Here is a 21934-nt window from a genome sequence, read left to right on the forward strand (position 1 = left end):
AGTTTAAAATTTGAGTTACAACTTGCTTACGAAAAGGAGATATCTCCATCAGATGCGCAAACGAGTAACGCTCCACGATCTAGCAGATGGGCTCGGTCTAACGATACAAACGGTTTCCAAAGCGCTGCGCGGATTGCCCGGCATGTCGGAGCAGACACGCAGTGAAGTTTTTCGGCTCGCACGCGAGCTCGGTTACATGACGAAGGATCAGAAACAGACGCTGCAATTGGATCATATTTCACCATACCCAGTCGTGCAGCGCAGGTTCGTACTAATTCAAAACAAGCAATCCTTGAACTTCAATCGTTTGCTGCTGCAAGGCCTGCATGAACGCTTCATGGAATTCGGCCACACGGTGCAACCAATACTCATCCCTCCTCAGTTGAAACCTTCTCAATTCGAGGATTGGGCCGAAGAGCAAGGGCTCCCCTATGCGGAGGGGGTTTTTATCGCGCCACGAATGAACCTTGATCTACTGGAGCAGAAACTGTTGGAGCTGCCCCTCCCTCGCATCCTGCTCAATTTCCCCCGCCAGAGTCCAAGGTGGATAGTGTCATCTGGGATGTGTATGAGGCGGTGTTTCAAGCGGTGCGCAGGCTCGTGCGGATGGGGCACAGCAACATTCTTTATGTTGGGGATGCGTTGGATCAACGCGGTTTTGTTATTCGATGGCAGGCGTTTGCGGAAGCGATGAAAGAGGCTGGCAACCCAGTGGAGTCAAAGGAACACGCCATTGAGCGCGATGGGACTGAGGGGTGGTTGAAGGATTTCGAAAGGTTGTATGAGACGCGCAAGCCGACGGCTGTGATCTGCGGAATTGACGAGGAAGCAGCGCCTGTCTACCATACGCTGCGTCGGTTAGGGGTTCGGGTGCCGCAGGAAGTTTCGCTCGTCGCGCTGCTCAATGAGCAAAGCGACACGCTGCCGCTCTGCTCTCGTCCGCAGCTGCCGATTCGTGAGGCTGGTTACCGCGCAGCGGATCGCATGCTCTGGCGGATTGCCAATCCGCATTTGCCTTTTGAGCATGTGCGGCTGCAGGGGGATTTTTTCGCGGGGAGTACGATACAGAGGTTAGTATAGATTTTATGTGTTGTGCGGCTCTTAATGAGATAGGAAGAAGATTAGAGCAGCGATCGCTAGAAAAAAAAGCAGGAAAATACCTGCGATGATGCCAATGCCCCACAGGAACTTTTTGAAGATGGAGGTTAACGTTGAGTTTAACGTTTGATGCTGCTTCAATGCGAACTCGGCGGGCACGCCAACCGAACTGACTGGGCTTGTTTCGATCACACAAAGAGGTCTCAACCGTTCAACTAACACGTCGTAATTTTCTATGTGACTCGGGATAAATACGTAACTTCCATTACAACTTGCTTCCACTGAAAGGCCGCCCGTCACTTGGACAATTCGGGTGATATCATTCAGAGAGAGCGTCGTATCTGGTACATTACGTTGCTTTTTGACAAGGGATTGATCGGATAATACGATGCGAAAAGAATACCAATCTCTTCTTACTTTTAATAAATTGCGGACTGCTTTATAAAGATAATACACAAACAGGAGGACAAAGACATACTGAAGAAAGTCAGGTAAATCCGAATCCTTTCGATAGGCAAATGTGAAAAAAAAGAGTATCGGAATCATTAAGGGGATACCTGATACGAGAAGTGAGCGCTTCAGAACTTCCGTAAGTTTATCTTTTCTTAGTGCATATTCCATCATGGCAAGATTCGCTCCTTCACATTTTTAAAAATAAACACTTCTCGCTTATCATAACATGGAAATAGTTGGGAATATAGGATAACTTGATACATCCAATCATTTCATTTGCTTTTCTGAACATGGTATATTGAAGCTTGAAAGATCTGACCGGAAGGTAAGCGATCGTAATTAGGAGGTCATCACCATGCACAAAAAGCCAAGTTCACGTTCAACAACTCAAGGCGGCCAGAAGCCTAAGGCAGGCCAACATAAATCGCACACACCTCAAGGGGCCAAAACGAAAAGCAGCCCAGAGTCCAATACACGCCAATACACTGTCAAGGAGCCTAGCGAGCTGCTTCCTTTCTTGTTAGATAAGCTGTCCAGCCTCGGCCGCAACGCAGTGAAAGCAATTCTTGCCCGCGGGCAAGTCGCAGTGAATGGCAAATCGGTTACAGCGTATAACTACCCTTTGCAGCCTGAGCAGATCGTCACGATTTCGAAGGAAAAAGTGGTCGAGGATATCCCACTTGCGGGAATGACCATTCTCCATGAGGATCAGGATGTGATTGTCATTCAGAAGGATGCTGGTCTTCTCTCGATCGCGACGGATGATAAGGAGAACCAAATTACCGCTTACCGCCAACTGACTGCGCATGTTCGGAATCATGATCCGAAGGGTCGAATTTTCGTCGTTCATCGATTGGATCGGGACACCTCTGGTGTCATGATGTTTGCGAAAAACGAAGCGGTTCAGCAGCATCTGCAAAATACGTGGCAGGAGAGCGTGAAAGAACGGACATACGTAGCTTTGGTTGAAGGTATGGTGCGCAAACCCGAGGGAACCATCTCTTCGTGGCTCAAGGAGAATCCGAAATCGCTGAAAATGTTCTCCACCCCCTACCCGAACGACGGTCAGCATGCCGTGACGCACTATACGACACTGCAGGCTAACAAGCAATTCTCTCTGTTGGAAGTCAATCTCGAAACAGGCCGTAAAAATCAAATTCGCGTACATATGCAAGACATCGGGCATCCTGTGGCTGGCGATAAAAAGTACGGCTCCAAATCCAAGGAGATCAATCGACTCGGTCTTCACGCGCGAGTACTCGCCTTCATACACCCGACGACGGGCCAATTGATGCGGTTTGAGACGCACATTCCGAAGGCATTCTTGAATCCTTTTAAAGAGCCAGGTGTGAAAAAATAAAGCAGCTAGGAGAGCAACCGAATGAACATTGTTGTGCTTGATGGATATACGTTAAATCCTGGGGATTTGGATTGGAGCGGGCTGGAATCCCTTGGGAGCTTGACTGTTTATGATCGGACGGCGGAGTCCGACATTGTGGATCGCGCTTCGGATGCGGATGTCGTACTAACGAACAAGACGCCGCTTACTGCGAGGACATTAGGACTTCTGCCCAAGCTGCGCTATGTGGGAGTTCTCGCAACAGGTTACAACATTGTCGATGTTTCTGCTGCAAAAGAGAAAGGCATTCTTGTCACGAACGTCCCTGCTTACAGTACGCATTCCGTTGCGCAGTTGGTTTTTGCGTTGATTTTGGAGTTTTGCCATCGCGTGCAGCGCCACAGTGATAGTGTGCTGCAAGGCGATTGGACAGGGTCGATCGATTTCAGCTATAGCGTCTCCCCGTTGGTGGAGTTGAGCGGACAAACCCTTGGCCTCATCGGCCTCGGCCAAATTGGCATGCAAACCGCACTGATCGCTCAAGCGATGGGGATGAGAGTCATTGCTGCAGGCAGCGGAAGACGTGTTCCCGAACCTGTGGCGGGTATAGAGTGGGTCTCGTTGGAGCATTTGCTGCGGGAGGCCGATATTGTTAGTTTGCATTGCCCGCTGACATCAGAGACGACCGAGTTGATCAATGCAGAGCGCATTGGTTGGATGAAGCGGACGGCACTGCTTATTAATACCGCCAGAGGCGGGCTTCTTCATGAGGAAGATGTGGCGCAGGCGTTGAACGAAGGCCGCATTGCTGGAGCGGGTCTAGATGTGCTCACGATTGAGCCACCGAAGCCAGATAATCCGTTGCTCCATGCCAAAAATGTGATTATCACCCCGCATATCGCATGGGCGACGAAAGAAGCGCGTGCTAGATTGATGCGAGTCGCGGTGGAGAATGTGCGCGGGTTTGTAGGAGGCGCGCCAAGGAATGTGATTGGGTGATGACGCGGCGTGGTGGCGAATTAATCGATTTTTTCGATTAATTCGGGGCCGAATGATACATTCCGCAGGATAAATAAATAGGCTCTCCATCCGGTAAACAAGTAAAATACTTGTTACCGTATGGGGAGCCTTTCTGCTTTATGTTTTCAGTAGTGCCGCATAATCCATCTGCGGCACTAGCCCCGCTTCTGCCGCACGCTGAAGCAAGGTCAAGACGGCGCCATAGCCGCTCTCGCCGAGCTCAGCGGTGAACTCGTTGACGTACAGGTCGATGTGCTGCTGCGCGACCTGCGGGTCCATCTCCTGCGCGTGCTGCATCACATAGTCACGCGAAGCGTCGGGATGCGCCCACGCGTATTCGACGGAGGCGCGAGCCCAGCCTGCGAGCGCCTTCAGATCCATCGAGCGCCGCGCTATGATGGCGCCCAGCGGGATTGGCAGCCCCGTGTCGGACTCCCACCAGCTGCCCAGATCCGTTAGAAGCGCTAACCCGTACGACGGGTATGTAAATCGCGCTTCATGAATCACAAGGCCGGCATCGATGAGGCCGTCCCGCACGGCGGGCATGATCTCGTGGAACGGCATGACCACGATCTCGCCTACGCCGCCAGGCACATTCTGTTCCGCCCAGAGGCGGAACAGTAAGTACGCGGTCGAGCGCTCGCTCGGCACTGCGACCCGGCGGCCGCTCAGTGCGGCTGGGTCCGTCTCACCCCCGCTTGTGAGCACAAGCGGGCCGCAGCCTCGGCCTAAGGCGCCGCCGCAGGGCAGCAGGGCGTACTCTTGCAGCACCCAAGGCAGGGCTGCATAAGAGATCTTAAGCACGTCAGGGCCTGTGCCTTCGGCGGCCAGGCGGTTCGTAATATCGATGTCCGCGTAGAGGACATCCAAATCTGGTGCGCCTGGGATAAGCCCGTGCGCCCAGGCGTGAAACACAAACGTATCGTTCGGACACGGTGAGAACGCTATTTTCATCGTTTAAAGCACCTCCGCTAAAACTTTGCCCGCTGCTTCTAAAGCTTTCAAAGCGTCGCCGATCCGCCAGGCGTCGCGGTCGCGCGGTCCGACCGCGTTGGAGATCGCGCGGATCTCCAGCACAGGCACCCCGCGCTGCTGCGCAGCTGTCGCAATGCCGAAGCCTTCCATGGCTTCGGCCGCAGCGCCAGGCACGCGCTGAGCCAGCGCAGCAGCAGTAGCCGCCGTGCCGGTGGCCGTCGCCACCGTCAGCACTGGCGCCGCTTGCGCCTGCAACCCCGCGGCTTGCAGCGCCGCCGTCACGCGCTGGGCCAGCTCACCTTCGACGCTGATGCGCGTCGAGCCGAAGCCCAGCTCATCCAAGCTGCTGAAGCCGTCCAGCAGCTCAACACCGAGATCAGCGGCGATAATCTCGCTGGCGACAACAATTGAGCCTACCCCCGCTTGTCCCACAAAACCGCCGGCGATGCCCGCAATAATGAGCAGATCATAGTCAGCCTTAGCTACCTCAATAGCTCCATGCACCGCTGCGGCTGCAATACCAACACCTGCTAAAGCAAATTCAAATCGGTTATCCTGCCCAAGACCCCGCTGAATGGCATCCCGTTCAGGCGCCACTGCTGTCATGACAAGTATACGCATACAACGATTCCCCTTTTCACTTCTTTAAGCTGTATTGTACATGAGGAAAAGGGATTAGGAAACTTTCACGCTTGCAATTAGCTCCACTCCTGTCCCAACAATTAGGACACGTTACCCAATTTTTTATTTAACAGGCAGGACATTCATCCATACTTCTTCTGGTCACATGACATATAGTAATTTTGTGAAGGGAGGGATTAACATGAGTTGTGGTTGCGGTACTGGTTCAAGCGCTGCAGTAGTTCTCGTTCTTTATGTCCTCTTGGTTATCGTGCTTAGCACGTTCGGCTTTGGTTGGTAATTGAATAACCATTACGGCTGGAGCGATGATATCCGTTCCAGCCGCTACCTTTTTTCCGTCTTTTTAGGCTATAATTATAATGCAATCTTAAGCGATTGATTTTCCTATTACCTATTCAGGACGGAGACGAGGAATGGTGCATAAACCGATTTTGACCATCGTGGTCCCTTGTTATAACGAAGAAGAAGTACTTCCAGAAACGGTGTTTCAATTAAGCGAGGTTTTAGATGGTTTAATCTCAGATGAACTCGTAGCTCACGGCAGTACAGTGTTGTTCGTAGATGACGGCAGTAAAGATGCCACTTGGTCGCTCATCGAGCGATTCCATGCCTCCAACACCTTTATTACAGGGCTTAAGCTGGCCAAAAATGCGGGTCATCAAAGCGCCCTGCTCGCAGGACTCTTACATGCCAAATCGTACTCCGATTGTGTCGTATCTATCGATGCGGACTTGCAGGATGACACTTCTGTCATACGGGAGTTTCTCGTGAAGTTCCATGAAGGCTTTGATATCGTCTATGGCATCCGTCAGGATCGCTCAGCCGATACATTCTTCAAGCGGGCAACGGCCCAAGGCTTTTATAAACTGATGACGTCCCTCGGTGTCAAAATTCACTACAACCACGCTGATTTCCGCTTGATGAGCAAGCGTGCGCTTGATAATTTGGAGAAATTTCAAGAGGTCAATTTATTTCTGCGCGGGTTAGTACCGTTGCTCGGATTTCCCTCCACGCAGGTCTATTATGCTCGTAAAGAACGGTTCGCTGGTGAATCCAAGTACCCTCTGCGCAAAATGCTGGCTTTTGCCTTCGATGGCATCACCTCCTTCAGCGTAACACCGATTCGTTTCGTCACGGTCATGGGTTTTCTGCTCTTCGCGCTCAGTGTTGTGGCTGCCCTGTATGCAATTATCGGGAAAATTTTAGGCGCCAATGTCACAGGCTGGACATCGCTCATTCTTTCGGTATGGTTCATCGGCGGCGTACAGCTGCTTGCGCTCGGTTTGATCGGCGAATACATAGGCAAAATTTATAAAGAAGTGAAGCATCGTCCGCTCTTCGTGATCGAGAAAGCCCTGATGGAGTCTGCGCGAGATGTGGACGAGGTCCCTTCACCTCTCAAGCAGCCAGCGGGGGCAAGGCGGTAACCGATGAGAACAGTCACAACGTTGTTAACTGGCAGCTTTGTTCGTTTCCTGCTAGTCGGTGTTTTGAATACGCTGGTTGGCTTGTCGGCCAGCTTCGTTTTTTTCAATGCTTTGCATCTGAATTATTGGATATCCACGTTTGCAGGTAATGGGATCGGTGCCGTCGTGAGCTACATTCTAAATCGTACGTTTACGTTTCGTTCTACGGCGAGCATAGGGAGCAATTGGTGGAAATTCGGGCTTGTGATTTTGGTCTGCTATGGCTTCTCCTATGGGGCTAGTTGGCTCATGGCAGTGGCGATTGGCGCCTATTGGCCAGAGGCTCAACCTGGATGGCTGCATAACGGCGCGATTCTGGCAGGGAATGGCTTGTACACGATTGGCAATTATGCGGGGCATAAATATTTCACTTTCCGTACTATTTCGAAAACCGACAGGGCATCCTAACCTCTGAGGTGATCGTGATGTCAAGAAGAAGACGAAATCGTGCCATGGTGCCCGGATCTGAACACGGACTAGGATTACTCAAAGCTCATGTCATGCAAAATCAAGGATATGCCGTGAATCCTGAGCGCCCTGATCTGGTGAAATATGAGGTCGCCCGTACATTGGGCGTTCCACTGCAGCAAGGCTATAACGGGGGATTGAGCTCAGAAGATGCTGGCCGCGTCGGCGGTCCGATCGGCGGTGCCATGGTCCGTGAATTGGTGCGGATGGCGCAGGAGCAGCTAGCCAACAAGCCTACATCTCGTCAATGAGACGAGGACGTTCGGCTCACTCAGTCATATACAATCTGTCTATGCACATAAACTAGTAGCATGCTGCTTGCAGCGCTACTTTTTTTATTGCAAAGTCAGGTGATGATGGCCATGAATCCTCCAGGTAACCGTTCGTCAAAGCCCGATTGGAAAGGGTTATCGGCGCAAGCCGGCGATGTGCTGGGCCCTGAGTTCTGGCAGGATATTGCCAGTCTAATTCCGCTAACGGGTCCGAGAGTGGATATGTATGAAACCCCCCAAGAACTCGTTGTGGTCGCTGAGGTACCTGGCTTGTCCTCACCTGAGAACATCCAACTTTCCTTTCGTGACCAATCTTTGCTTATACGCGGGATGCTCGTACGTCCGTATGGCGTTAGTGATGAGCAAATGCGCTTGTCTGAACGGTATTTCGGCTCCTTCGAGCGAGCTCTTCGTTTGCCTGGCCGCGCTTTGATCGATGGGATGCGAGCCCAGTATCACAATGGTTTGCTCATAATTCGTATTCCGCTTGCCCCGCCAGATGGCGAGAAAATGATTCCGATCCAATTTACGTGAAAAAAGAAATGATTCCGCCTTTGTCCCCATATAAATAAGAGAGCAATCGTGCAAGGGAAGAGATTCGGAGGTGGGACGATGGTTCGTATTCAATTTCAATCCATTCACATTGATGATGTAGCAGACTTAGCTAGCGTGAATAAGGGGACGAATCATATTAGCGGCAGACGGCATTCGGTCAAGGTAAATCAAGGTCTAGGGGCGGTCGCAGGTGAGCGCAATGTCGTCATCGGAGGGAATCATGCCGTTCTCGATCGTGATACATTTGACTTCCCCTTGCATAAACGAAAGAGCTGAGAACGCTTATGTGGTTTCAAAAAAAGAAATCATCGCCGCTTCCTTCCCGATCCTCTCCATCTGCTCCTGCTGCCGCCAAAAACGACACATCCCTCGCCGCCGCTCATGAGCAAACTGTACGGTTATTAGAACAACGTCTGCGAAAGCTGGAAGAGCAGCTCTCGAGTCTAACAACCAAACATCCGAATATACATATCGATCATCTTCACGTCCATCAACCCGTGCTCGAAAATTTGACCTTTCGATTGGACCAGCTTGATATTAAGGAGCTTAGCGGTTCGTTGAATTTAGGGAATAACTTCGGGGCTAAGCCCAATACTGGCGGGATTGGCGAAGGTGGGACGAAACCATTTCAACATGTCCCTGATAAAAGGCAACCCGAGGCGAAGCCGCCTGAGACGAAACAGAATGATGCTGCCGCGGGACCCGAACGCACCTCGACAGGTTATCGTTACTCGCCCCCCCAGTCCAAAGAGTAGAAATGAGGTGACACACGTTGTCTTCCTTCATGTCTCCGACGTTCATCATCGGATCGATCCGAATTGGATCGGTGGAAAGTGCATCTTGTATCAATATGGGCAACAACTGGCCGACGGATTTTCAAAGCAATCAGAAAACAGTCCAAGGCTTTGGCGCCGTGGAAGGCGATCATAACCAATTAGTCGGCACTCGCTCGATGCTGAATGATTCCGACTTCCTCGACATGCTGAATGTCGGCGATAATGAGACGCCAGAATGGCTGCAAGAGATGATTACCGCACAAGCGCAAACGTCAAGCTTTATGAATAACGCGGCAGCCGAAGCAGCTGCCCCAACGACTAAAGCTCCCCAAACAGCCGATTAAGGCTGCTGAGGAGCTTTGTTTCATACACGACCAATGATTAAATCGCCCTTCGTATAAGGAGCATCAATGATGTCATTGTCATATACCGTGTTGATGTTGTTCCAGACGAGGTTATGCTCGCCGCTCACATCGCCTAGGCCACTGTTCGACTTGGCACTGGTGGTCCAATGGATTTGGGCATTCGTTCCGATGAAAATTCCTGAAGCACGCGAAATGGCGTTCACATGAATCGCATCGAATTGAATCAAAGGCGGGTCTAGCGGTCCTGGCAAGTTCTGCATCGTTTCTGACCACCTTCCCTACACTTGATTGTTCACGGCTGGTTTAAAATCCTGATCATTGATCGGTGCATCAATAAAGTCATTATCAAAGATTAAATTCACGATGTTGCACGAAATCGAGTTGCCAATGAACTCGCCTGTACCGTAGTTGTTTTTGCTATGGGAATCCCAGCTGGATTGCGCATTCTCTCCGATCCCGACGGTTGCATTCGTATTCTGATTATTAATGTTGATCATGTTAAAAACAATGGAACTCGGCATGCTCTCACTCCTGTCCGCGGTTGGCCCCCGTCATCTCCCTCCGTGGGAGACTCCGCCGAAAACCTGTATGCTAGCCTATTCAACAGGAAGCTAAATGGTGCCGTCCGTGCAACATAAAAAACCCTTTCCTTGTTGAGAAGGAAAGAGTTTTCTATCACACTCATGGTCACGATCACATCAGAACCAGAGTCCAGGGCCGCCGAAGCCGCCAAAGCCACCAAAGCCAGGACCAAATCCAGGGCCAAAGCCACCAAAACCAGGGCCAAATCCACCAAATCCGCCAAAGCCAAAAGGTGTTGTGCCAATTGCTAACAAATCAAATAAAACCAATGGCACAATCGCTTTAACTTGAACCTTTTTACCGTTTTGTGGAGCTACAATCAACGTGTTGCCGCTGATTCGCACTAATTTGCCTGATACTTGTGAACCATCTTTTTTCATAGCATAAATGTCTTTTCCGATCAATTTACGAACGTCTTCTTTACGAATTCTGGATGCCACGAACGTCCACCTCCTTCAGATAAGTAGAGATACATTGCTCTACAGTGTATGGTCCTTGGGGTAACATCGCATGGATAGCTGTCCATTTTCCCTTAAAAATACGCTGTTGTCCTGTTGGCGATTACTCTGCCGCGAGCTTCGTCAACGCCTTCTTCGCAGGTCCTTCAATCACTTCGCCTTGGAACGTGTATCTGGATCCGTGGCATGGGCAGTCCCATGTACGTTCCGCATCGTTCCACTCGACCTCGCAGCCCAGGTGGGTACACGTCGTATCGACCACGTGCAGCTCCCCATTCGGATCTCGATACGCGCCCGCTCGCTTGCCTTTCACCTGGACGACAGCCCCCTCATCCGGCGACAGCTCCTCTAGCTGCTTATGCTGCAAATTGAACTTGCCTGCAATGAGATGCTGCGCAACGTTGGCGTTCTGCTGAATAAAGGTCTTGATGCTAGGATCCGCGTGAAACCGATGCGGCGTAAATACTTCTTCGTAGGGACTTTTCTCACCCAGAATAATTTTCATATTCAGCATCGCGGCTACCATGCTGTTCGTCATTCCCCATTTGCGATAACCTGTCGCCATGAGGAGATGAGGCGCATCGGAAAATTGCTGGCCAATATAGGGCATTTTATCCAACGTAAATACATCTTGGGCCGACCACCGGTACAGAATCTCCGTGAGCCCAAATGTCTCTTCGCCAAACTTCTGTAGATTCTCATAAAACTGATGGGTGCATAAGGCTTGCCCCGTTTTATGTCCCTCGCCGCCAATGAGAACCGCCGGTTCTCCATGAATGGTGACAGCACGGAGAGAGCGCGTCGGTTGCTCTGCGTTGATGTACATCCCGCCAGGGAAAGGTTTCTTCGTGCGCGCAGCAATCACATACGACTTCTCCGCATGCAGCCGAGTAAAGAAAGCGCCCTTAATATCGTTGAACGGATAATGGGAGGCCGTGACCACATGGCTGCAAGTAACTTGATGCCCCTGTTTGGTTTTGACGATGGATGGCTGCTCGTGGGTGGCCCCAACGACGGTTGTCCCTTCATAGATTTGACCGCCAAGCTGTGTGATCTCCTGAATGAGTCGGAGCAGATAGGGAACTGGATTAAATCTAGCCTGCCCCTTGATTCGGATGGCTGCTTTCGTCTCGAAAGGCAACGGGTTGGATAGCAGATAATCGGCGGTAATGTTCAACTTCGCATAAGCCATATATTCGTTTTGCATCTGATCTAGATAAGCATCCTCACTTGTATACAGATACGCATCTTCTTCGGTAAATTGACACTCGATGCCCAGCTCTTCAACCGTTTGTCTGATGAACATCAATGCTTCGTGATTCGCTTCATAATACAGACGGGTCTTCTCCTCGCCAAAATGGGAAAGAAATTCATGATAAATAAGTCCATGCTGTGTGGTCAATTTGGCGGTTGTGTGTCCTGTCGTGCCTTCTAGGATGCGGCCTGCTTGGAGGACAACGACTTTCACGCCTCGCTTAGCCAGTAAATACGCAGTGGTGATGCCTGTTATACCCGCACCTATTACGACGACTTCGGTCTTCAAATCGGCGGTAAGACTGGGAAACTGCGGGATCGCATCCACAGATTCGAGCCAGAATGACTTAGGAAATTGCGGTAAGGTAGTCGTGGTTGTGGTTCTAGAAGCCTCTCCAGGTTGCATCATTGTAGGTTCTCCTTGTTTCCAATTTCCACCTATTTTGTCCCTGAGGAGAGGCTAGTATGTATGAGGAGCGGATAAACTGGAGGGTACCATTGGCCAGCTTCTACAGATTAACTGGATTTCAAGTAGCTATTTTCAGGAAAATGTACCTTTACTGGAGTTTAACTGGATATCTACAGCTAATTATGACTAGATACGCCAATTTAACGAGATTTGCTTGAATTAAATGGAGAAATGCAGTTATTTACTCAATAATGGTTAATTTGCAAAAATTAGTTACAGAAAATCCAGTTATTTTGCTTTGCAGGCTTCAAAAAGGCGCGGGCAGCGGGTTCACGGGGTTTGGGGTTTGGGGTTTGGGGTTTGGGGTTTGGGGTTTGGGGTTTGGGGTTTGGGGTTTGGGGTTTGGGGTTTGCCGCCATTCCGACTTAGGTCAGAAAAAGCGGCACGCTAATGGTGAGTATATTACGCCTTACGAATTTTCCCCAGCTCCGTCGTAATGGCATCAATTTCACTGATGCTGAAACGATCCTTACTCGCAACCATATCATACAGATCCTTCAGATCCTCATATACTTCTTCCTTCACATTCGAAGCCTTGATAGAGCCTCCTGTTGCCATGCGCAGCTTCTTCTTAATTTCCTCAAACATAAACTCTACGTTCGCTTCCGACCATGTATTTAAATCCATCGTGTTCGTTCATCCTTCCCTCGTTGTCTTTCCATCATTTTAATGCACAGCTTGGTTATTGTAAAATACAGTTTGCCCAAGACACAAAAAGAAGCGAAGACGAATCGTCCCGCTTCCTATAAATCTATTAAATTACGAATGATTTCCGTACATTGTTCCCAACCATTTTGACAATCGGACGCTGCAATTCATAGGAATCTACATCCAAGCTAATGCAGATCAGACGAACGTGCTCCTCGGCCAATCTACGCGCTTCCTCATAGGATAACTTGAATTGAATACAGTAGGAAATGAAGCCATGAAGGGACATGAATATGTTCCACGGAAGTGTGTAGCGACGGCTTTCAACACCAGGTTGTTCTGTCAAAACTTCACGAATCACAACTGCAAACATATCCAAGCACTGCGCTTGTTCCGTACGCGAGTATTGTTGGAGTTCAGGCTCGTTAATCATAAACATCATTTCGTAGTGATTCGGGTTGCTTAATCCGAACCAGACGAATTCCATCATTAACTTTTGAAGCAAGTTCACGCTAAACTCATCACTTTCACGAATAATGAGTTCCCGCTGGCGTTGCAGCAGGGAGGCAAAATCATCTTTAATTAAGGCATAAAATAGTTCTGCTTTTTCACTAAAATGGTAATATAACGCTCCATGACTGTACCCCATTGCTTTAGCAATGCTTCGCATCGTTAAAGCGCGATAGCCGAAAGTAGCGAATAATTCCCGCGCCTCTGTAAGAATTCGTTCTCTGCTAAGTTCTTGCGCGACTGCTTTTCTAGCCATTCCTATCCCTCCGCATCCTCAGCTCATATGTAATTTGGTTTGTCTGTCTGGAGCTCACCTACTCAGGTAAGCTCTCATGATCGATATATCCGCTCTCTCCAACGGTGATCACGCTTTGACCTTGTGTTACATCAGTTGCCCAATTCATGAATGCTTCCGCTTCCGCAGCCAAAGGATAACAAGGAACCGTGACCTTGTCCGTAAACAGGATCTCGCCTAGCTTCATCCTTTGATTTCTTAGCTCATTTTCCAGCTTACCATACCATGTATAATCGACTTCAATCAGCACTAACTGATGATTTACCTTATAAATCGGCTTTCCAGCTTCTATGCCTGTGACAGCGCCATCCGTGTAAGCACGAATGAGTCCGCCAGCCCCCAGCATGATGCCGCCAAAATAACGAGTAACTACGACAACGGTATTCTTTAGCCCTTGATGCTTGATGACTTCCAAAATCGGCTTCCCAGCGGTTCCGCTCGGTTCTCCATCATCGGATTGCTTCTGGATTTGATCCCGCTCACCGATGACATACGCACTGCAATTGTGCGTCGCCGATTTATGCTCTTTCTTAATGGCTTCAATAAACTGGATTGCTTCTTCTTCTGACTCTACGGGTTTGGCATGACCGATAAAACGTGACTTCTTGATGATAATCTCAGACGAGCCATAAGCTTGGACTGTTCGATAATGTGCTAGCATAGCCAACCTTTCTCGGTAGAAGGTTTCAACTGTTTCATTATATTTTACACACAACCTCTACCATCCACAATATAGAAAGAAAATTTACCACATAAATAATGGAAAAATAGGTGCAAAAAAACGACCTATCCGCGAGGATTGATCGTTTTTTATCAACAATTGTTACAATTATTGCTGCAAGCGAGCCTCAAGCTCGGCTTTCTCTTTCTCATAACCTGGTTTGCCTAGAAGGGCAAACATGTTTTTCTTATACGCTTCAACGCCAGGCTGGTCAAAAGGATTAACCCCCATCAAATAGCCGCTGATGCCGCATGCTTTCTCGAAGAAATACACCATGTAGCCAAATGTGTATGGCGTCATGTCTGGCAGCGTCACGATCAGATTCGGTACGTTCCCGTCTGTGTGCGCAAGCATCGTACCTTCGAAAGCTTTCTTGTTCACGAAGTCCATCGTTTTGCCGCTTAGGAAGTTCAGTCCATCCAGATCATCCGCATCGGTACCAATGGTGATGTGATCAGCCACTTGATCTACTTGGATAACGGTCTCGAATAGGATCCGGTTACCATCTTGAACGAACTGACCCATGGAGTGAAGATCGGTTGAGAAGTCAACGGATGCTGGGTAAATCCCTTTATAATCCTTGCCTTCGCTCTCGCCGAATAATTGCTTCCACCACTCCGATACGAAGTGAAGGGATGGCTCATAGTTCACGAGGATTTCAATCGTTTTCCCTTTACGGTAAAGCGAATTTCGAACGGCAGCGTATTGGTACGCTTGATTTTCGCTTAGCTTGGGATTCGAGAACTCCTGCTGTGCGTCAGCTGCGCCTTTCATGATCGCTTCAACATCGATACCCGCTGTTGCAATCGGAAGTAAACCTACTGCCGTTAGCACGGAATAACGGCCGCCAACATCATCAGGAATAACGAAAGTCTCGTAGCCTTCTGCTGTTGCGAGAGTTTTGAGAGCGCCTCTAGCTTGATCTGTCGTTGCATAAATACGCTTGCGAGCCGCTTCTTTCCCGTATTTCTTCTCCAGCAATTCACGGAAAATACGGAAAGCAATCGCAGGCTCTGTTGTCGTACCCGACTTGGAAATGACATTCACGGAGAAATCTTTGCCTTCTATTAGCTGAAGCAAATGCGTGACGTATGTAGAAGAAATATTATTTCCCACGAAATAAATTTCAGGTGCTTTACGTTTGTCTTTTGGCAGAATGTTATAAAAAGAATGAGACAACATTTCGAGCGCAGCACGCGCGCCTAAATAGGAGCCGCCGATTCCAATCACGATTAACACATTTGAGTCGGATTGAATTTGTTTCGCCGATGCTTGAATGCGAGCAAACTCTTCGCGATTGTAGTTTTCCGGAAGGTCAACCCAACCTAAATAATCGGAACCTGCACCTGTCTTGTTGTGCAATTGATCATGCGCTAGCTCAACTTGAGCCGCCAAATAATCAACTTCATGCTGGGATAGAAAGGATAATGCCTTACTGTAATCAAATTGAAGCTTTGTACTCATTAGGTTCGCCTCCATCTCTATTTTTTACCTTTTCCTAGCATACTTATTTGAATGTCTAAAAGCAAGTAAAGAAGCGATTCACAGGCATTAATTACCATGCTATTATGAAGGAAGAGGTGATGGGCATGAAACGTATCGGCTTTATTGGACTTGGCACAATGGGTAAACCCATGGCTGCTAACCTGATCACAAAAGGTTTTATCGTAACCGTGTATAATCGCACTGCGGAGAAAGCGGACGAGCTAGTGCAATTGGGCGCTGAAGTCGGCTTGTCGCCAGGGGATGTTGCGCGCAACTCCGATGTCCTATTTACGATGTTAAGCAATGACGCTGCGCTTCTCGACACATTTTACAGTGAACAGGGCATTCTCAGCGGGATTCACCCAGCGCTCACCATGATTGATTCCAGTACCGTTTCTCCCCAAACGAGTCAAAAGCTTAGCGAAGAGCTCGCGTCGCATTTCGTTGATTTCCTCGACGCGCCTGTGACGGGGTCGAAGCCATCCGCTGAAGCAGGTACGCTCACGTTCATGGTTGGCGGCAGCCAAGAAGTGTTCGAAGAGCACTATGCGTTGTTCCTTGCCCTTGGCAGCAAAGCCATTTACCTCGGACCGAGCGGCTCTGGCTCCTATGCCAAGCTTGCGCATAATACGATGGCTGGCATCAACCTAGCAGGCCTTGTTGAAGGCTTGTCACTCGCGGCGAAAGCTGGCATTAACCCCGAGAAATTTTTGGAAATTGTGCGTTCTGGCGGCGCTAATAGTCGGATGGTTGAGCTCAAAGGCGAGAAAATTCTAGATCGCGATTTCAGCAACCAATTCTCGTTGAAGCTGATGTTGAAGGATTTACTGCTTGCACAAGAAATGGCTGGCAAGTTCCAATCACCAGTTCCCATGCTTCAATCGGCAACGAATCTGTTCCAAATCGGCCTTAGCAAAGGCCTAGGTGAAGAGGATCTTAGCGCGCTCATTAAGTGTTATGAGGAATGGAATGGGCAGCAGGTTGTTAAACCTAGCGAGCCTGCGATCGAAGTTAGAAAATCGGCTTCGCCTCTTTCTGGGCGTGAACGCCGCAAAAACACACGTGTACAGCTGGATATCTCCTTAAAGCTCTCGATTTATCAATGGGAGCAAGAAGGCTCGTTCTCTGGCCAAAATATTGACGGAACACTCTTCGACTTATCCGAGAGTGGTCTACAAATTACAACGGATGTACTACTCGCACCCGATATGTTCGTTGTGATTCACTTCCCGCAGGAAGCAGAGTTGCCTCCAATCACAGGCCGCGTTATACGCATCGTGACTGAAGGTCGAAGCTATCGCTACGGCTGTATGCTGTCAGGCTTGCCGCCTTATGTGCGGATTAAGTTAGAGCAGTACATTGAGGCGCATATTGCGAGTACGGTTTAAGATAGACATAATTACATACCAAGTGACGAGTGAAGCACACCGTCTTTCCCTTCAAGGGAGAGGCGGTTTTATTTATTTTTGAGGAGGAATGATGGGATGGATTTTCAACAGGAGCATGAGGCCTATGTCAGTTGGCATCAAGCAAGGCGTTCGGGAGAAAGGCTTCACAGACTGCAAGAGGGGCATGGACACGCTGAGAAGTTATTTCTTGAGCAGTTGTGGTGGCCGGTTGTAGGTCACTTCCAACACTTGCACCCTGAGTATGAGGTCAAAGACTTTCAAGATGGAACGCGATTTCTCGATTTCGCCTATGTTCGGGGTGCCCATCGCTTCGCATTCGAAATTGATGGGTTTAGCCCCCATGCCCGCGATATTGATCGCGGACGATTTGGTGACAATCTAATGCGACAAAACCAGCTTGTTCTGGATGGCTGGAAAATCCTGCGATTTTCCTACGATGACCTCACGTATAAAAAGCGACGCTGTCAGCAGCTCATTCTGCATATGCTGGGGCGTTGGTATGGAGAAGAGGCTGTGTCCGTTTTATTGACACATCAGGAGCAAAGCATCTTGAAGTTGGCGGCGCAATCTGTTGAACCGCTGAAAACAAAGAAAGTTGCGGACTTTCTCGGTGTCCGCCCAGAAGCAGCACGCATCTGGTTGCGTCGGCTGCATGCGAAGGGGATGCTTCATCCAGCTAGCGGGGAACATCGCGTGAGAGCCTATGTGCTTAATGCGAAGGCAGAGCTGAATTGGCTGTAGGCGGAGGTATCGGCCTACTATCCGTGCAAGTTAAGAGCGGTCAACCGCTCTTAACTTCGTCAAAACTGGCTCATTTCTCGATTTAGAAGTGGTTGACCGCTTCTAGCTCGCGCCCTCCGCCTACGAATCGGGCTTTCGCACAGGTTTAAGAGCGGTCAACCGCTCTTAACTCCGCCAAAACTGGCTAACTTCTCGATTTAGAAGCGGTTGACCGCTTCTAAATCGAGCCCTCCGCCTACAGATCGGCCTATCGCCATGGGAACAAGTGAGAAAATAACGCAGGTGGCAACTATATCGGATGTTGAGGCGCACCACCCCAAAAACAAAAACTCCCGCCTCCCCTCGGTACATCAACCAAGGGAGGCGAGAGCCAATTCATCTGCGGAATTACTCGCTGATATAGGAGCAAATGTAGTCGCTCACTGTTTTCACATCGAGCTTGAATTTCGTATTAGCTGGTACAGTGAATTCACCTTGACCGCTGATCGTGATCCACTCGCTGCTGCCTGGAAGCAAGACGTTCAACTCGCCCGCTTGGATTTCCATGATTTCTTTCACATCTGTTCCGAATTCATATTCGCCTGGAAGCAGGATACCGAGCGTTTTCTTCGTGCCATCCGCGAATTGCACAGTGCGGCTTGTTACTTTTCCATCGAAATATACATTGGCTTTCGTAAGTACGGTTACATTTTCAAAGCTGGACATGGTTCGTATTTCCCCCTCTAAAATGACTACGAATGATGACAAGTCGGGGCCCAGACTTGCTGAGCCCTCTCCCAATTAGCCTAACAAAGCCTTAACTCTAGCTACAACGTTTTCTGGTGAGAAGCCGTATTCTCTCAGAACCGTATCTCCAGGCGCGGATGCTCCAAATGTCGAGATGCCTAGGATGGAACCTTCGTCGCCAACATAACGCTCCCAGCCAAGCGGGTACGCCATCTCAACAGCTAGACGCTTCTTAACTTCTGGCAGAATGACGGAATCCTTGTACGCTTTGGATTGCTTCTCGAACAATTCCAAGCTCGGCAAGCTGACAACGCGAACGTTGATGCCTTCGGCTTGCAGCAATTTTTGTGCCGCGACTGCCAATTGCACTTCAGAACCTGTCGCCAAGATTTGAGCGTCTGGCTTACCGTTCGCAGCTTCGGATACCACGTATCCGCCTTTGCTTAGGTTCTCTTTGGCACCTTCAACGGTACCTGGAAGAATAGGCAAGTTTTGACGCGTAAGTACGAGCGCAACTGGACCATTGCTATTCGTAATCGCATAACGCCAAGCTTCAGACGTCTCGTTACCATCAGCTGGACGGATGACCGTGATGCCAGGAATAACGCGAAGCGCAGGCAATTGCTCAATTGGCTCATGCGTAGGGCCGTCTTCACCAACCGCGATACTGTCGTGCGTTAGCACGTAAATAACAGGCAATTGCATAAGTGCTGCAAGACGGATCGATGCACGCAGGTAGTCAGAGAATACGAAGAAAGTGGCTCCGTATACTTTTACCCCGCCATGAAGCGCCATACCGTTCATTGCAGTTCCCATACCGAACTCACGAACACCGAACCATACGTTGCGTCCCGCGTAGTTCGTCGCACTGTAGTTGGACTCGCCTTTGATCATTGTGTTGTTGGAGCTTGCAAGATCCGCGGATCCACCGATCAGTTGCGGCAGTTTGCCTGCAATCGCATTGATCGCATTACCAGAAGCAACACGCGTAGCCATCGGTTTGTCTTCAGTTGTGTACTTAGGAAGATCAGAATCCCAACCAGCTGGCAGTTCACCATTCACAGCAGCGCTGAATTGGTTGCCAAGCTCTGGGTACGCTTTGATGTAATCGTTCAACAATTGGCTCCAAGCTTCTTCCGCTGCAGCGCCTTCTTTCGCAATTTCCGCATAGTGCGCTCGCACTTCGTCCGGAACTAAGAAGTCTGGGTCTTCCGGCCAGCCGTATGCTTGTTTCGTCAATTTCACTTCGTCGCCGCCAAGCGGTGAACCGTGCGGTCCAACGTGCCCGCCTTTACCGCCTTTGTTCGGGGAACCGAAGCCGATTGTCGTTTTGACTTCAATCAACGTAGGACGCGTTGTGTCTGCTTTCGCTTCTGCAATTGCTTTGGAAATCGCAGCAAGGTCGTTCTGCTCTTCTACGCGCAATACTTGCCAGCCGTAAGCTTCGAAGCGTGCTTGTACATTTTCAGAGAACGCCATGTTCAATTCGCCATCCAAGGAAATATCATTGGAATCGTAAAGCATGATCAATTTGCCCAATTTCAGGTGAGCTGCAAGGGAAACGGCTTCTGCGGAAACGCCTTCCATCATATCGCCATCGCCGCAAATCGCATACGTGTAGTGATCGATTACTGGGAAGTTCTCTTTGTTGTAAGTCTCTCTCAAGTGAGCTTCTGCCATCGCCATACCCACAGCCATCCCTACACCTTGTCCAAGCGGACCAGTTGTAGCGTCAACACCTGCTGTGTGACCGTACTCTGGGTGACCAGGCGTTTTGCTTCCCCATTGGCGGAAGTTCTTGATTTCTTCCATTGGCAGATCGTATCCGCACAAGTGAAGCAAGCTGTATAAAAGCATGGATCCGTGTCCTGCTGATAGAACAAATCGGTCACGGTTGACCCATTTAGGATTCGAAGGATTGTGCTTCATATGCTGTTTCCACAGCACGTAAGCCATTGGAGCCGCTCCCATTACCATACCAGGGTGGCCTGATTTTGCTTTCTCAACCGCGTCGATACCGAGTGTACGGATCGTGTCGACGGCTAATTGTTCAATTGTCTTGTTTGTTGCAGTCATTCGAAAATTCCCTCCATTATTTCTATATTGTCGTCTGATCTGTTCGCAACTTGTACATACAAGTGACTGTTCTCGCTTGCATTATTGTACCATTTGCTTTAAGGCTTTGCCACAATAAACCCTTAAAATGTTATACTTCTCGCCTATATGTAAATAGGCTGTACCCATAAACGGGTACAACCTGATTCGCCTTTTTAATTAAACACGACTGTTTTATTATTATAAACGATGATTCGATCTTCAACATGCCAAGAAACCGCTCTTGCAAGCACAATACGCTCGATATGACGACCGATTCGCTTCAAATCTTCCACATTATCGCGATGACTCACGCGTTGAACGTCTTGCTCGATAATCGGTCCAGCGTCTAATTCATCGGTTACATAATGCGCGGTAGCGCCAATAATTTTCACACCGCGGTTATGCGCTTGCGCATAAGGCTTCCCGCCTACGAACGCAGGAAGGAACGAATGGTGGATATTAATGATACGATTGGCATAGTGCTTAATGAACGTTGGAGAAACGATTTGCATGTACCGTGCGAGTACAATCGTATCGACGTTATCACCAATGACTTCTAACTGGCGCTGCTCAGCCTCTGCTTTGGTCGCCGCGGTAACTGGAATGTGATGGTACGGGATGCCGAACGGCTCCACGAGCGATCTCATATCATCGTGATTGGAGATGACCATCGCGATGTCCGCGTTCAGATCGCCTGCGCGCCAATGCCACAGCAGCTCAAGCAAAGCATGATCTTCTTTGGACACAAAAATCGCGACTCGCTTCTTCTTACTAGCTAACGACAAGCTCCAATCCATCGTAAACTTCTCAGCGACAACAGCAAAATCAGCTCTTAATGTCTCCACGCGACCCGCCAGTTCCGCCAAATCGAACTCGATCCGGATAAAGAACATCCCGCCCTCTGGATCCATCGTGTATTGATCGGATTGAACGATATTCGCACCATATTCGAATAAAAATTGCGACACCGCCGCAACTATTCCTGGCTGATCTGGGCAAGAAATCAACATTCTTGCTCGGTTGCTCAATTCGCTCTCCCGGCGAACTGAATGATTCACGTTTGCTGCTTCCATGTATATCCCCCTAACGATAATCTTCTCTTGCCTGCAG

General features: G+C 49.4%; 28 protein-coding genes. 14 read left to right on the top strand and 14 right to left on the bottom strand.

Features of this window, described 5'->3' with window-relative positions:
* Positions 1–52: 52 nt before the first annotated feature.
* Both MJB10_RS21915 and MJB10_RS21920 read left to right on the top strand, forming a co-directional pair.
* Positions 53–694 (top strand): LacI family DNA-binding transcriptional regulator, encoded by a 642-nt coding sequence (locus tag MJB10_RS21915; protein WP_314798447.1) that lies wholly within the window; start codon positions 53–55, stop codon positions 692–694.
* Positions 589–1080, top strand: coding sequence for a substrate-binding domain-containing protein (locus tag MJB10_RS21920; RefSeq protein ID WP_314798451.1), 492 nt, complete (start codon positions 589–591; stop codon positions 1078–1080). The genes MJB10_RS21915 and MJB10_RS21920 overlap by 106 nt, the downstream gene beginning before the upstream one ends.
* Positions 1081–1101: 21 nt before the next feature.
* Here the strand turns inward: MJB10_RS21920 and MJB10_RS21925 are convergent, their stop codons facing one another.
* Positions 1102–1722, bottom strand: coding sequence for a hypothetical protein (locus MJB10_RS21925; protein ID WP_314798454.1), 621 nt, complete (start codon positions 1720–1722; stop codon positions 1102–1104).
* 184 nt (positions 1723–1906) lie between these two features.
* On the opposite strand from MJB10_RS21925, the gene MJB10_RS21930 reads away from it, so the two are divergent.
* Complete coding sequence (locus MJB10_RS21930) at positions 1907–2911, top strand: RluA family pseudouridine synthase (RefSeq protein WP_314798457.1); 1005 nt, start codon at positions 1907–1909, stop codon at positions 2909–2911.
* 21 nt (positions 2912–2932) lie between these two features.
* On the top strand, positions 2933–3889 hold the full coding sequence (locus MJB10_RS21935; protein WP_314798460.1) for a D-2-hydroxyacid dehydrogenase: 957 nt from the start codon (positions 2933–2935) through the stop codon (positions 3887–3889).
* Positions 3890–4027: 138 nt separating this feature from the next.
* On the opposite strand, the gene MJB10_RS21940 is transcribed toward MJB10_RS21935, so the two are convergent.
* Positions 4028–4864 (bottom strand): 1,4-dihydroxy-6-naphthoate synthase, encoded by an 837-nt coding sequence (locus tag MJB10_RS21940; protein ID WP_314798463.1) that lies wholly within the window; start codon positions 4862–4864, stop codon positions 4028–4030.
* A gap of 3 nt (positions 4865–4867) precedes the next feature.
* The gene (locus MJB10_RS21945; RefSeq protein WP_314798465.1) at positions 4868–5506 is read right to left on the bottom strand and encodes a futalosine hydrolase; all 639 of its coding nucleotides are present in this window, start codon (positions 5504–5506) and stop codon (positions 4868–4870) included.
* A gap of 202 nt (positions 5507–5708) precedes the next feature.
* Here MJB10_RS21945 and MJB10_RS21950 point away from each other — a divergent pair, with 202 nt between their 5' ends.
* The 8 genes from MJB10_RS21950 to MJB10_RS21985 all read left to right on the top strand — a co-directional run bounded on the left by MJB10_RS21950 (position 5709) and on the right by MJB10_RS21985 (position 9408).
* Positions 5709–5807 carry a YjcZ family sporulation protein gene (locus tag MJB10_RS21950; protein WP_314798466.1) on the top strand — a complete coding sequence of 33 codons (99 nt, stop codon included), beginning with the start codon at positions 5709–5711 and terminating at the stop codon, positions 5805–5807.
* A gap of 133 nt (positions 5808–5940) precedes the next feature.
* Entirely contained in the window at positions 5941–6954 is a 1014-nt protein-coding gene (locus MJB10_RS21955; RefSeq protein WP_314798468.1) for a glycosyltransferase family 2 protein, read from the top strand.
* Positions 6955–6957: 3 nt separating this feature from the next.
* Complete coding sequence (locus MJB10_RS21960; protein WP_314798470.1) at positions 6958–7401, top strand: GtrA family protein; 444 nt, start codon at positions 6958–6960, stop codon at positions 7399–7401.
* Positions 7402–7418: 17 nt separating this feature from the next.
* Complete coding sequence (locus MJB10_RS21965) at positions 7419–7712, top strand: alpha/beta-type small acid-soluble spore protein (RefSeq protein WP_314798473.1); 294 nt, start codon at positions 7419–7421, stop codon at positions 7710–7712.
* An 87-nt stretch (positions 7713–7799) separates the two neighbouring features.
* Positions 7800–8267, top strand: coding sequence for an Hsp20/alpha crystallin family protein (locus MJB10_RS21970; protein WP_314798475.1), 468 nt, complete (start codon positions 7800–7802; stop codon positions 8265–8267).
* Between the two features lie 78 nt (positions 8268–8345).
* Complete coding sequence (locus tag MJB10_RS21975; protein ID WP_314798478.1) at positions 8346–8564, top strand: hypothetical protein; 219 nt, start codon at positions 8346–8348, stop codon at positions 8562–8564.
* A gap of 8 nt (positions 8565–8572) precedes the next feature.
* Entirely contained in the window at positions 8573–9043 is a 471-nt protein-coding gene (locus MJB10_RS21980; RefSeq protein ID WP_314798481.1) for a hypothetical protein, read from the top strand.
* 17 nt (positions 9044–9060) lie between these two features.
* Positions 9061–9408, top strand: a complete 348-nt coding sequence (locus MJB10_RS21985) for a hypothetical protein (protein ID WP_314798482.1) — start codon at positions 9061–9063, stop codon at positions 9406–9408.
* A 20-nt stretch (positions 9409–9428) separates the two neighbouring features.
* Here MJB10_RS21985 and MJB10_RS21990 read toward each other — a convergent pair whose 3' ends face one another.
* The 8 genes from MJB10_RS21990 to MJB10_RS22025 form a co-directional block, all read right to left on the bottom strand.
* The gene (locus MJB10_RS21990) at positions 9429–9689 is read right to left on the bottom strand and encodes a hypothetical protein (RefSeq protein ID WP_314798484.1); all 261 of its coding nucleotides are present in this window, start codon (positions 9687–9689) and stop codon (positions 9429–9431) included.
* 18 nt (positions 9690–9707) lie between these two features.
* Complete coding sequence (locus MJB10_RS21995) at positions 9708–9950, bottom strand: spore germination protein (RefSeq protein ID WP_314798486.1); 243 nt, start codon at positions 9948–9950, stop codon at positions 9708–9710.
* 177 nt (positions 9951–10127) lie between these two features.
* Positions 10128–10451 carry a hypothetical protein gene (locus tag MJB10_RS22000; RefSeq protein ID WP_314798488.1) on the bottom strand — a complete coding sequence of 108 codons (324 nt, stop codon included), beginning with the start codon at positions 10449–10451 and terminating at the stop codon, positions 10128–10130.
* Positions 10452–10572: 121 nt separating this feature from the next.
* Positions 10573–12132 (bottom strand): FAD-dependent oxidoreductase, encoded by a 1560-nt coding sequence (locus MJB10_RS22005; protein WP_314798489.1) that lies wholly within the window; start codon positions 12130–12132, stop codon positions 10573–10575.
* A gap of 462 nt (positions 12133–12594) precedes the next feature.
* Entirely contained in the window at positions 12595–12819 is a 225-nt protein-coding gene (locus MJB10_RS22010; protein WP_314798492.1) for a DUF1128 domain-containing protein, read from the bottom strand.
* A 127-nt stretch (positions 12820–12946) separates the two neighbouring features.
* A complete protein-coding gene (locus MJB10_RS22015; RefSeq protein ID WP_314798495.1) occupies positions 12947–13606 on the bottom strand; it encodes a TetR/AcrR family transcriptional regulator in 660 nt (219 codons plus the stop codon).
* 58 nt (positions 13607–13664) lie between these two features.
* Positions 13665–14306 (bottom strand): YigZ family protein, encoded by a 642-nt coding sequence (locus MJB10_RS22020; protein ID WP_314798497.1) that lies wholly within the window; start codon positions 14304–14306, stop codon positions 13665–13667.
* 168 nt (positions 14307–14474) lie between these two features.
* On the bottom strand, positions 14475–15830 hold the full coding sequence (locus tag MJB10_RS22025) for a glucose-6-phosphate isomerase (protein ID WP_314798499.1): 1356 nt from the start codon (positions 15828–15830) through the stop codon (positions 14475–14477).
* 104 nt (positions 15831–15934) lie between these two features.
* Here MJB10_RS22025 and MJB10_RS22030 point away from each other — a divergent pair, with 104 nt between their 5' ends.
* Together MJB10_RS22030 and MJB10_RS22035 are read left to right on the top strand one after the other, a co-directional pair.
* Positions 15935–17239 carry an NAD(P)-binding domain-containing protein gene (locus tag MJB10_RS22030; protein WP_314798501.1) on the top strand — a complete coding sequence of 435 codons (1305 nt, stop codon included), beginning with the start codon at positions 15935–15937 and terminating at the stop codon, positions 17237–17239.
* 96 nt (positions 17240–17335) lie between these two features.
* Entirely contained in the window at positions 17336–18001 is a 666-nt protein-coding gene (locus MJB10_RS22035; RefSeq protein ID WP_314798503.1) for a DNA-binding response regulator, read from the top strand.
* Between the two features lie 387 nt (positions 18002–18388).
* Here the strand turns inward: MJB10_RS22035 and ppnP are convergent, their stop codons facing one another.
* From ppnP to purU, 3 genes are all read right to left on the bottom strand, one after another.
* On the bottom strand, positions 18389–18706 hold the full coding sequence (ppnP, locus tag MJB10_RS22040) for a pyrimidine/purine nucleoside phosphorylase (RefSeq protein ID WP_314798506.1): 318 nt from the start codon (positions 18704–18706) through the stop codon (positions 18389–18391).
* A gap of 75 nt (positions 18707–18781) precedes the next feature.
* Entirely contained in the window at positions 18782–20803 is a 2022-nt protein-coding gene (gene tkt, locus MJB10_RS22045; protein WP_314798509.1) for a transketolase, read from the bottom strand.
* A gap of 194 nt (positions 20804–20997) precedes the next feature.
* Positions 20998–21897 carry a formyltetrahydrofolate deformylase gene (purU, locus tag MJB10_RS22050; protein WP_314798511.1) on the bottom strand — a complete coding sequence of 300 codons (900 nt, stop codon included), beginning with the start codon at positions 21895–21897 and terminating at the stop codon, positions 20998–21000.
* Between the last annotated feature and the right edge of the window lie 37 nt (positions 21898–21934).

The organism is Paenibacillus sp. MBLB1832 (assembly GCF_032271945.1).
Classification (GTDB): domain Bacteria; phylum Bacillota; class Bacilli; order Paenibacillales; family NBRC-103111; genus Paenibacillus_E; species Paenibacillus_E roseopurpureus.

What these genes read in the sequence shown, in the direction of transcription:
- MJB10_RS21915 (WP_314798447.1), top strand. Translation starts at nt 53, where the DNA reads ATGCGCAAACGAGTAACGCTCCACGATCTAGCAGATGGGCTCGGTCTA.
- MJB10_RS21925 (WP_314798454.1), bottom strand. Translation starts at nt 1,722, where the DNA reads ATGATGGAATATGCACTAAGAAAAGATAAACTTACGGAAGTTCTGAAG.
- MJB10_RS21930 (WP_314798457.1), top strand. Translation starts at nt 1,907, where the DNA reads ATGCACAAAAAGCCAAGTTCACGTTCAACAACTCAAGGCGGCCAGAAG.
- MJB10_RS21935 (WP_314798460.1), top strand. Translation starts at nt 2,933, where the DNA reads ATGAACATTGTTGTGCTTGATGGATATACGTTAAATCCTGGGGATTTG.
- MJB10_RS21940 (WP_314798463.1), bottom strand. Translation starts at nt 4,864, where the DNA reads ATGAAAATAGCGTTCTCACCGTGTCCGAACGATACGTTTGTGTTTCAC.
- MJB10_RS21945 (WP_314798465.1), bottom strand. Translation starts at nt 5,506, where the DNA reads ATGCGTATACTTGTCATGACAGCAGTGGCGCCTGAACGGGATGCCATT.
- MJB10_RS21950 (WP_314798466.1), top strand. Translation starts at nt 5,709, where the DNA reads ATGAGTTGTGGTTGCGGTACTGGTTCAAGCGCTGCAGTAGTTCTCGTT.
- MJB10_RS21955 (WP_314798468.1), top strand. Translation starts at nt 5,941, where the DNA reads ATGGTGCATAAACCGATTTTGACCATCGTGGTCCCTTGTTATAACGAA.
- MJB10_RS21960 (WP_314798470.1), top strand. Translation starts at nt 6,958, where the DNA reads ATGAGAACAGTCACAACGTTGTTAACTGGCAGCTTTGTTCGTTTCCTG.
- MJB10_RS21965 (WP_314798473.1), top strand. Translation starts at nt 7,419, where the DNA reads ATGTCAAGAAGAAGACGAAATCGTGCCATGGTGCCCGGATCTGAACAC.
- MJB10_RS21975 (WP_314798478.1), top strand. Translation starts at nt 8,346, where the DNA reads ATGGTTCGTATTCAATTTCAATCCATTCACATTGATGATGTAGCAGAC.
- MJB10_RS21980 (WP_314798481.1), top strand. Translation starts at nt 8,573, where the DNA reads ATGTGGTTTCAAAAAAAGAAATCATCGCCGCTTCCTTCCCGATCCTCT.
- MJB10_RS21990 (WP_314798484.1), bottom strand. Translation starts at nt 9,689, where the DNA reads ATGCAGAACTTGCCAGGACCGCTAGACCCGCCTTTGATTCAATTCGAT.
- MJB10_RS21995 (WP_314798486.1), bottom strand. Translation starts at nt 9,950, where the DNA reads ATGCCGAGTTCCATTGTTTTTAACATGATCAACATTAATAATCAGAAT.
- MJB10_RS22005 (WP_314798489.1), bottom strand. Translation starts at nt 12,132, where the DNA reads ATGATGCAACCTGGAGAGGCTTCTAGAACCACAACCACGACTACCTTA.
- MJB10_RS22010 (WP_314798492.1), bottom strand. Translation starts at nt 12,819, where the DNA reads ATGGATTTAAATACATGGTCGGAAGCGAACGTAGAGTTTATGTTTGAG.
- MJB10_RS22015 (WP_314798495.1), bottom strand. Translation starts at nt 13,606, where the DNA reads ATGGCTAGAAAAGCAGTCGCGCAAGAACTTAGCAGAGAACGAATTCTT.
- MJB10_RS22020 (WP_314798497.1), bottom strand. Translation starts at nt 14,306, where the DNA reads ATGCTAGCACATTATCGAACAGTCCAAGCTTATGGCTCGTCTGAGATT.
- MJB10_RS22025 (WP_314798499.1), bottom strand. Translation starts at nt 15,830, where the DNA reads ATGAGTACAAAGCTTCAATTTGATTACAGTAAGGCATTATCCTTTCTA.
- MJB10_RS22030 (WP_314798501.1), top strand. Translation starts at nt 15,935, where the DNA reads ATGAAGGAAGAGGTGATGGGCATGAAACGTATCGGCTTTATTGGACTT.
- MJB10_RS22035 (WP_314798503.1), top strand. Translation starts at nt 17,336, where the DNA reads ATGGATTTTCAACAGGAGCATGAGGCCTATGTCAGTTGGCATCAAGCA.
- ppnP (WP_314798506.1), bottom strand. Translation starts at nt 18,706, where the DNA reads ATGTCCAGCTTTGAAAATGTAACCGTACTTACGAAAGCCAATGTATAT.
- tkt (WP_314798509.1), bottom strand. Translation starts at nt 20,803, where the DNA reads ATGACTGCAACAAACAAGACAATTGAACAATTAGCCGTCGACACGATC.
- purU (WP_314798511.1), bottom strand. Translation starts at nt 21,897, where the DNA reads ATGGAAGCAGCAAACGTGAATCATTCAGTTCGCCGGGAGAGCGAATTG.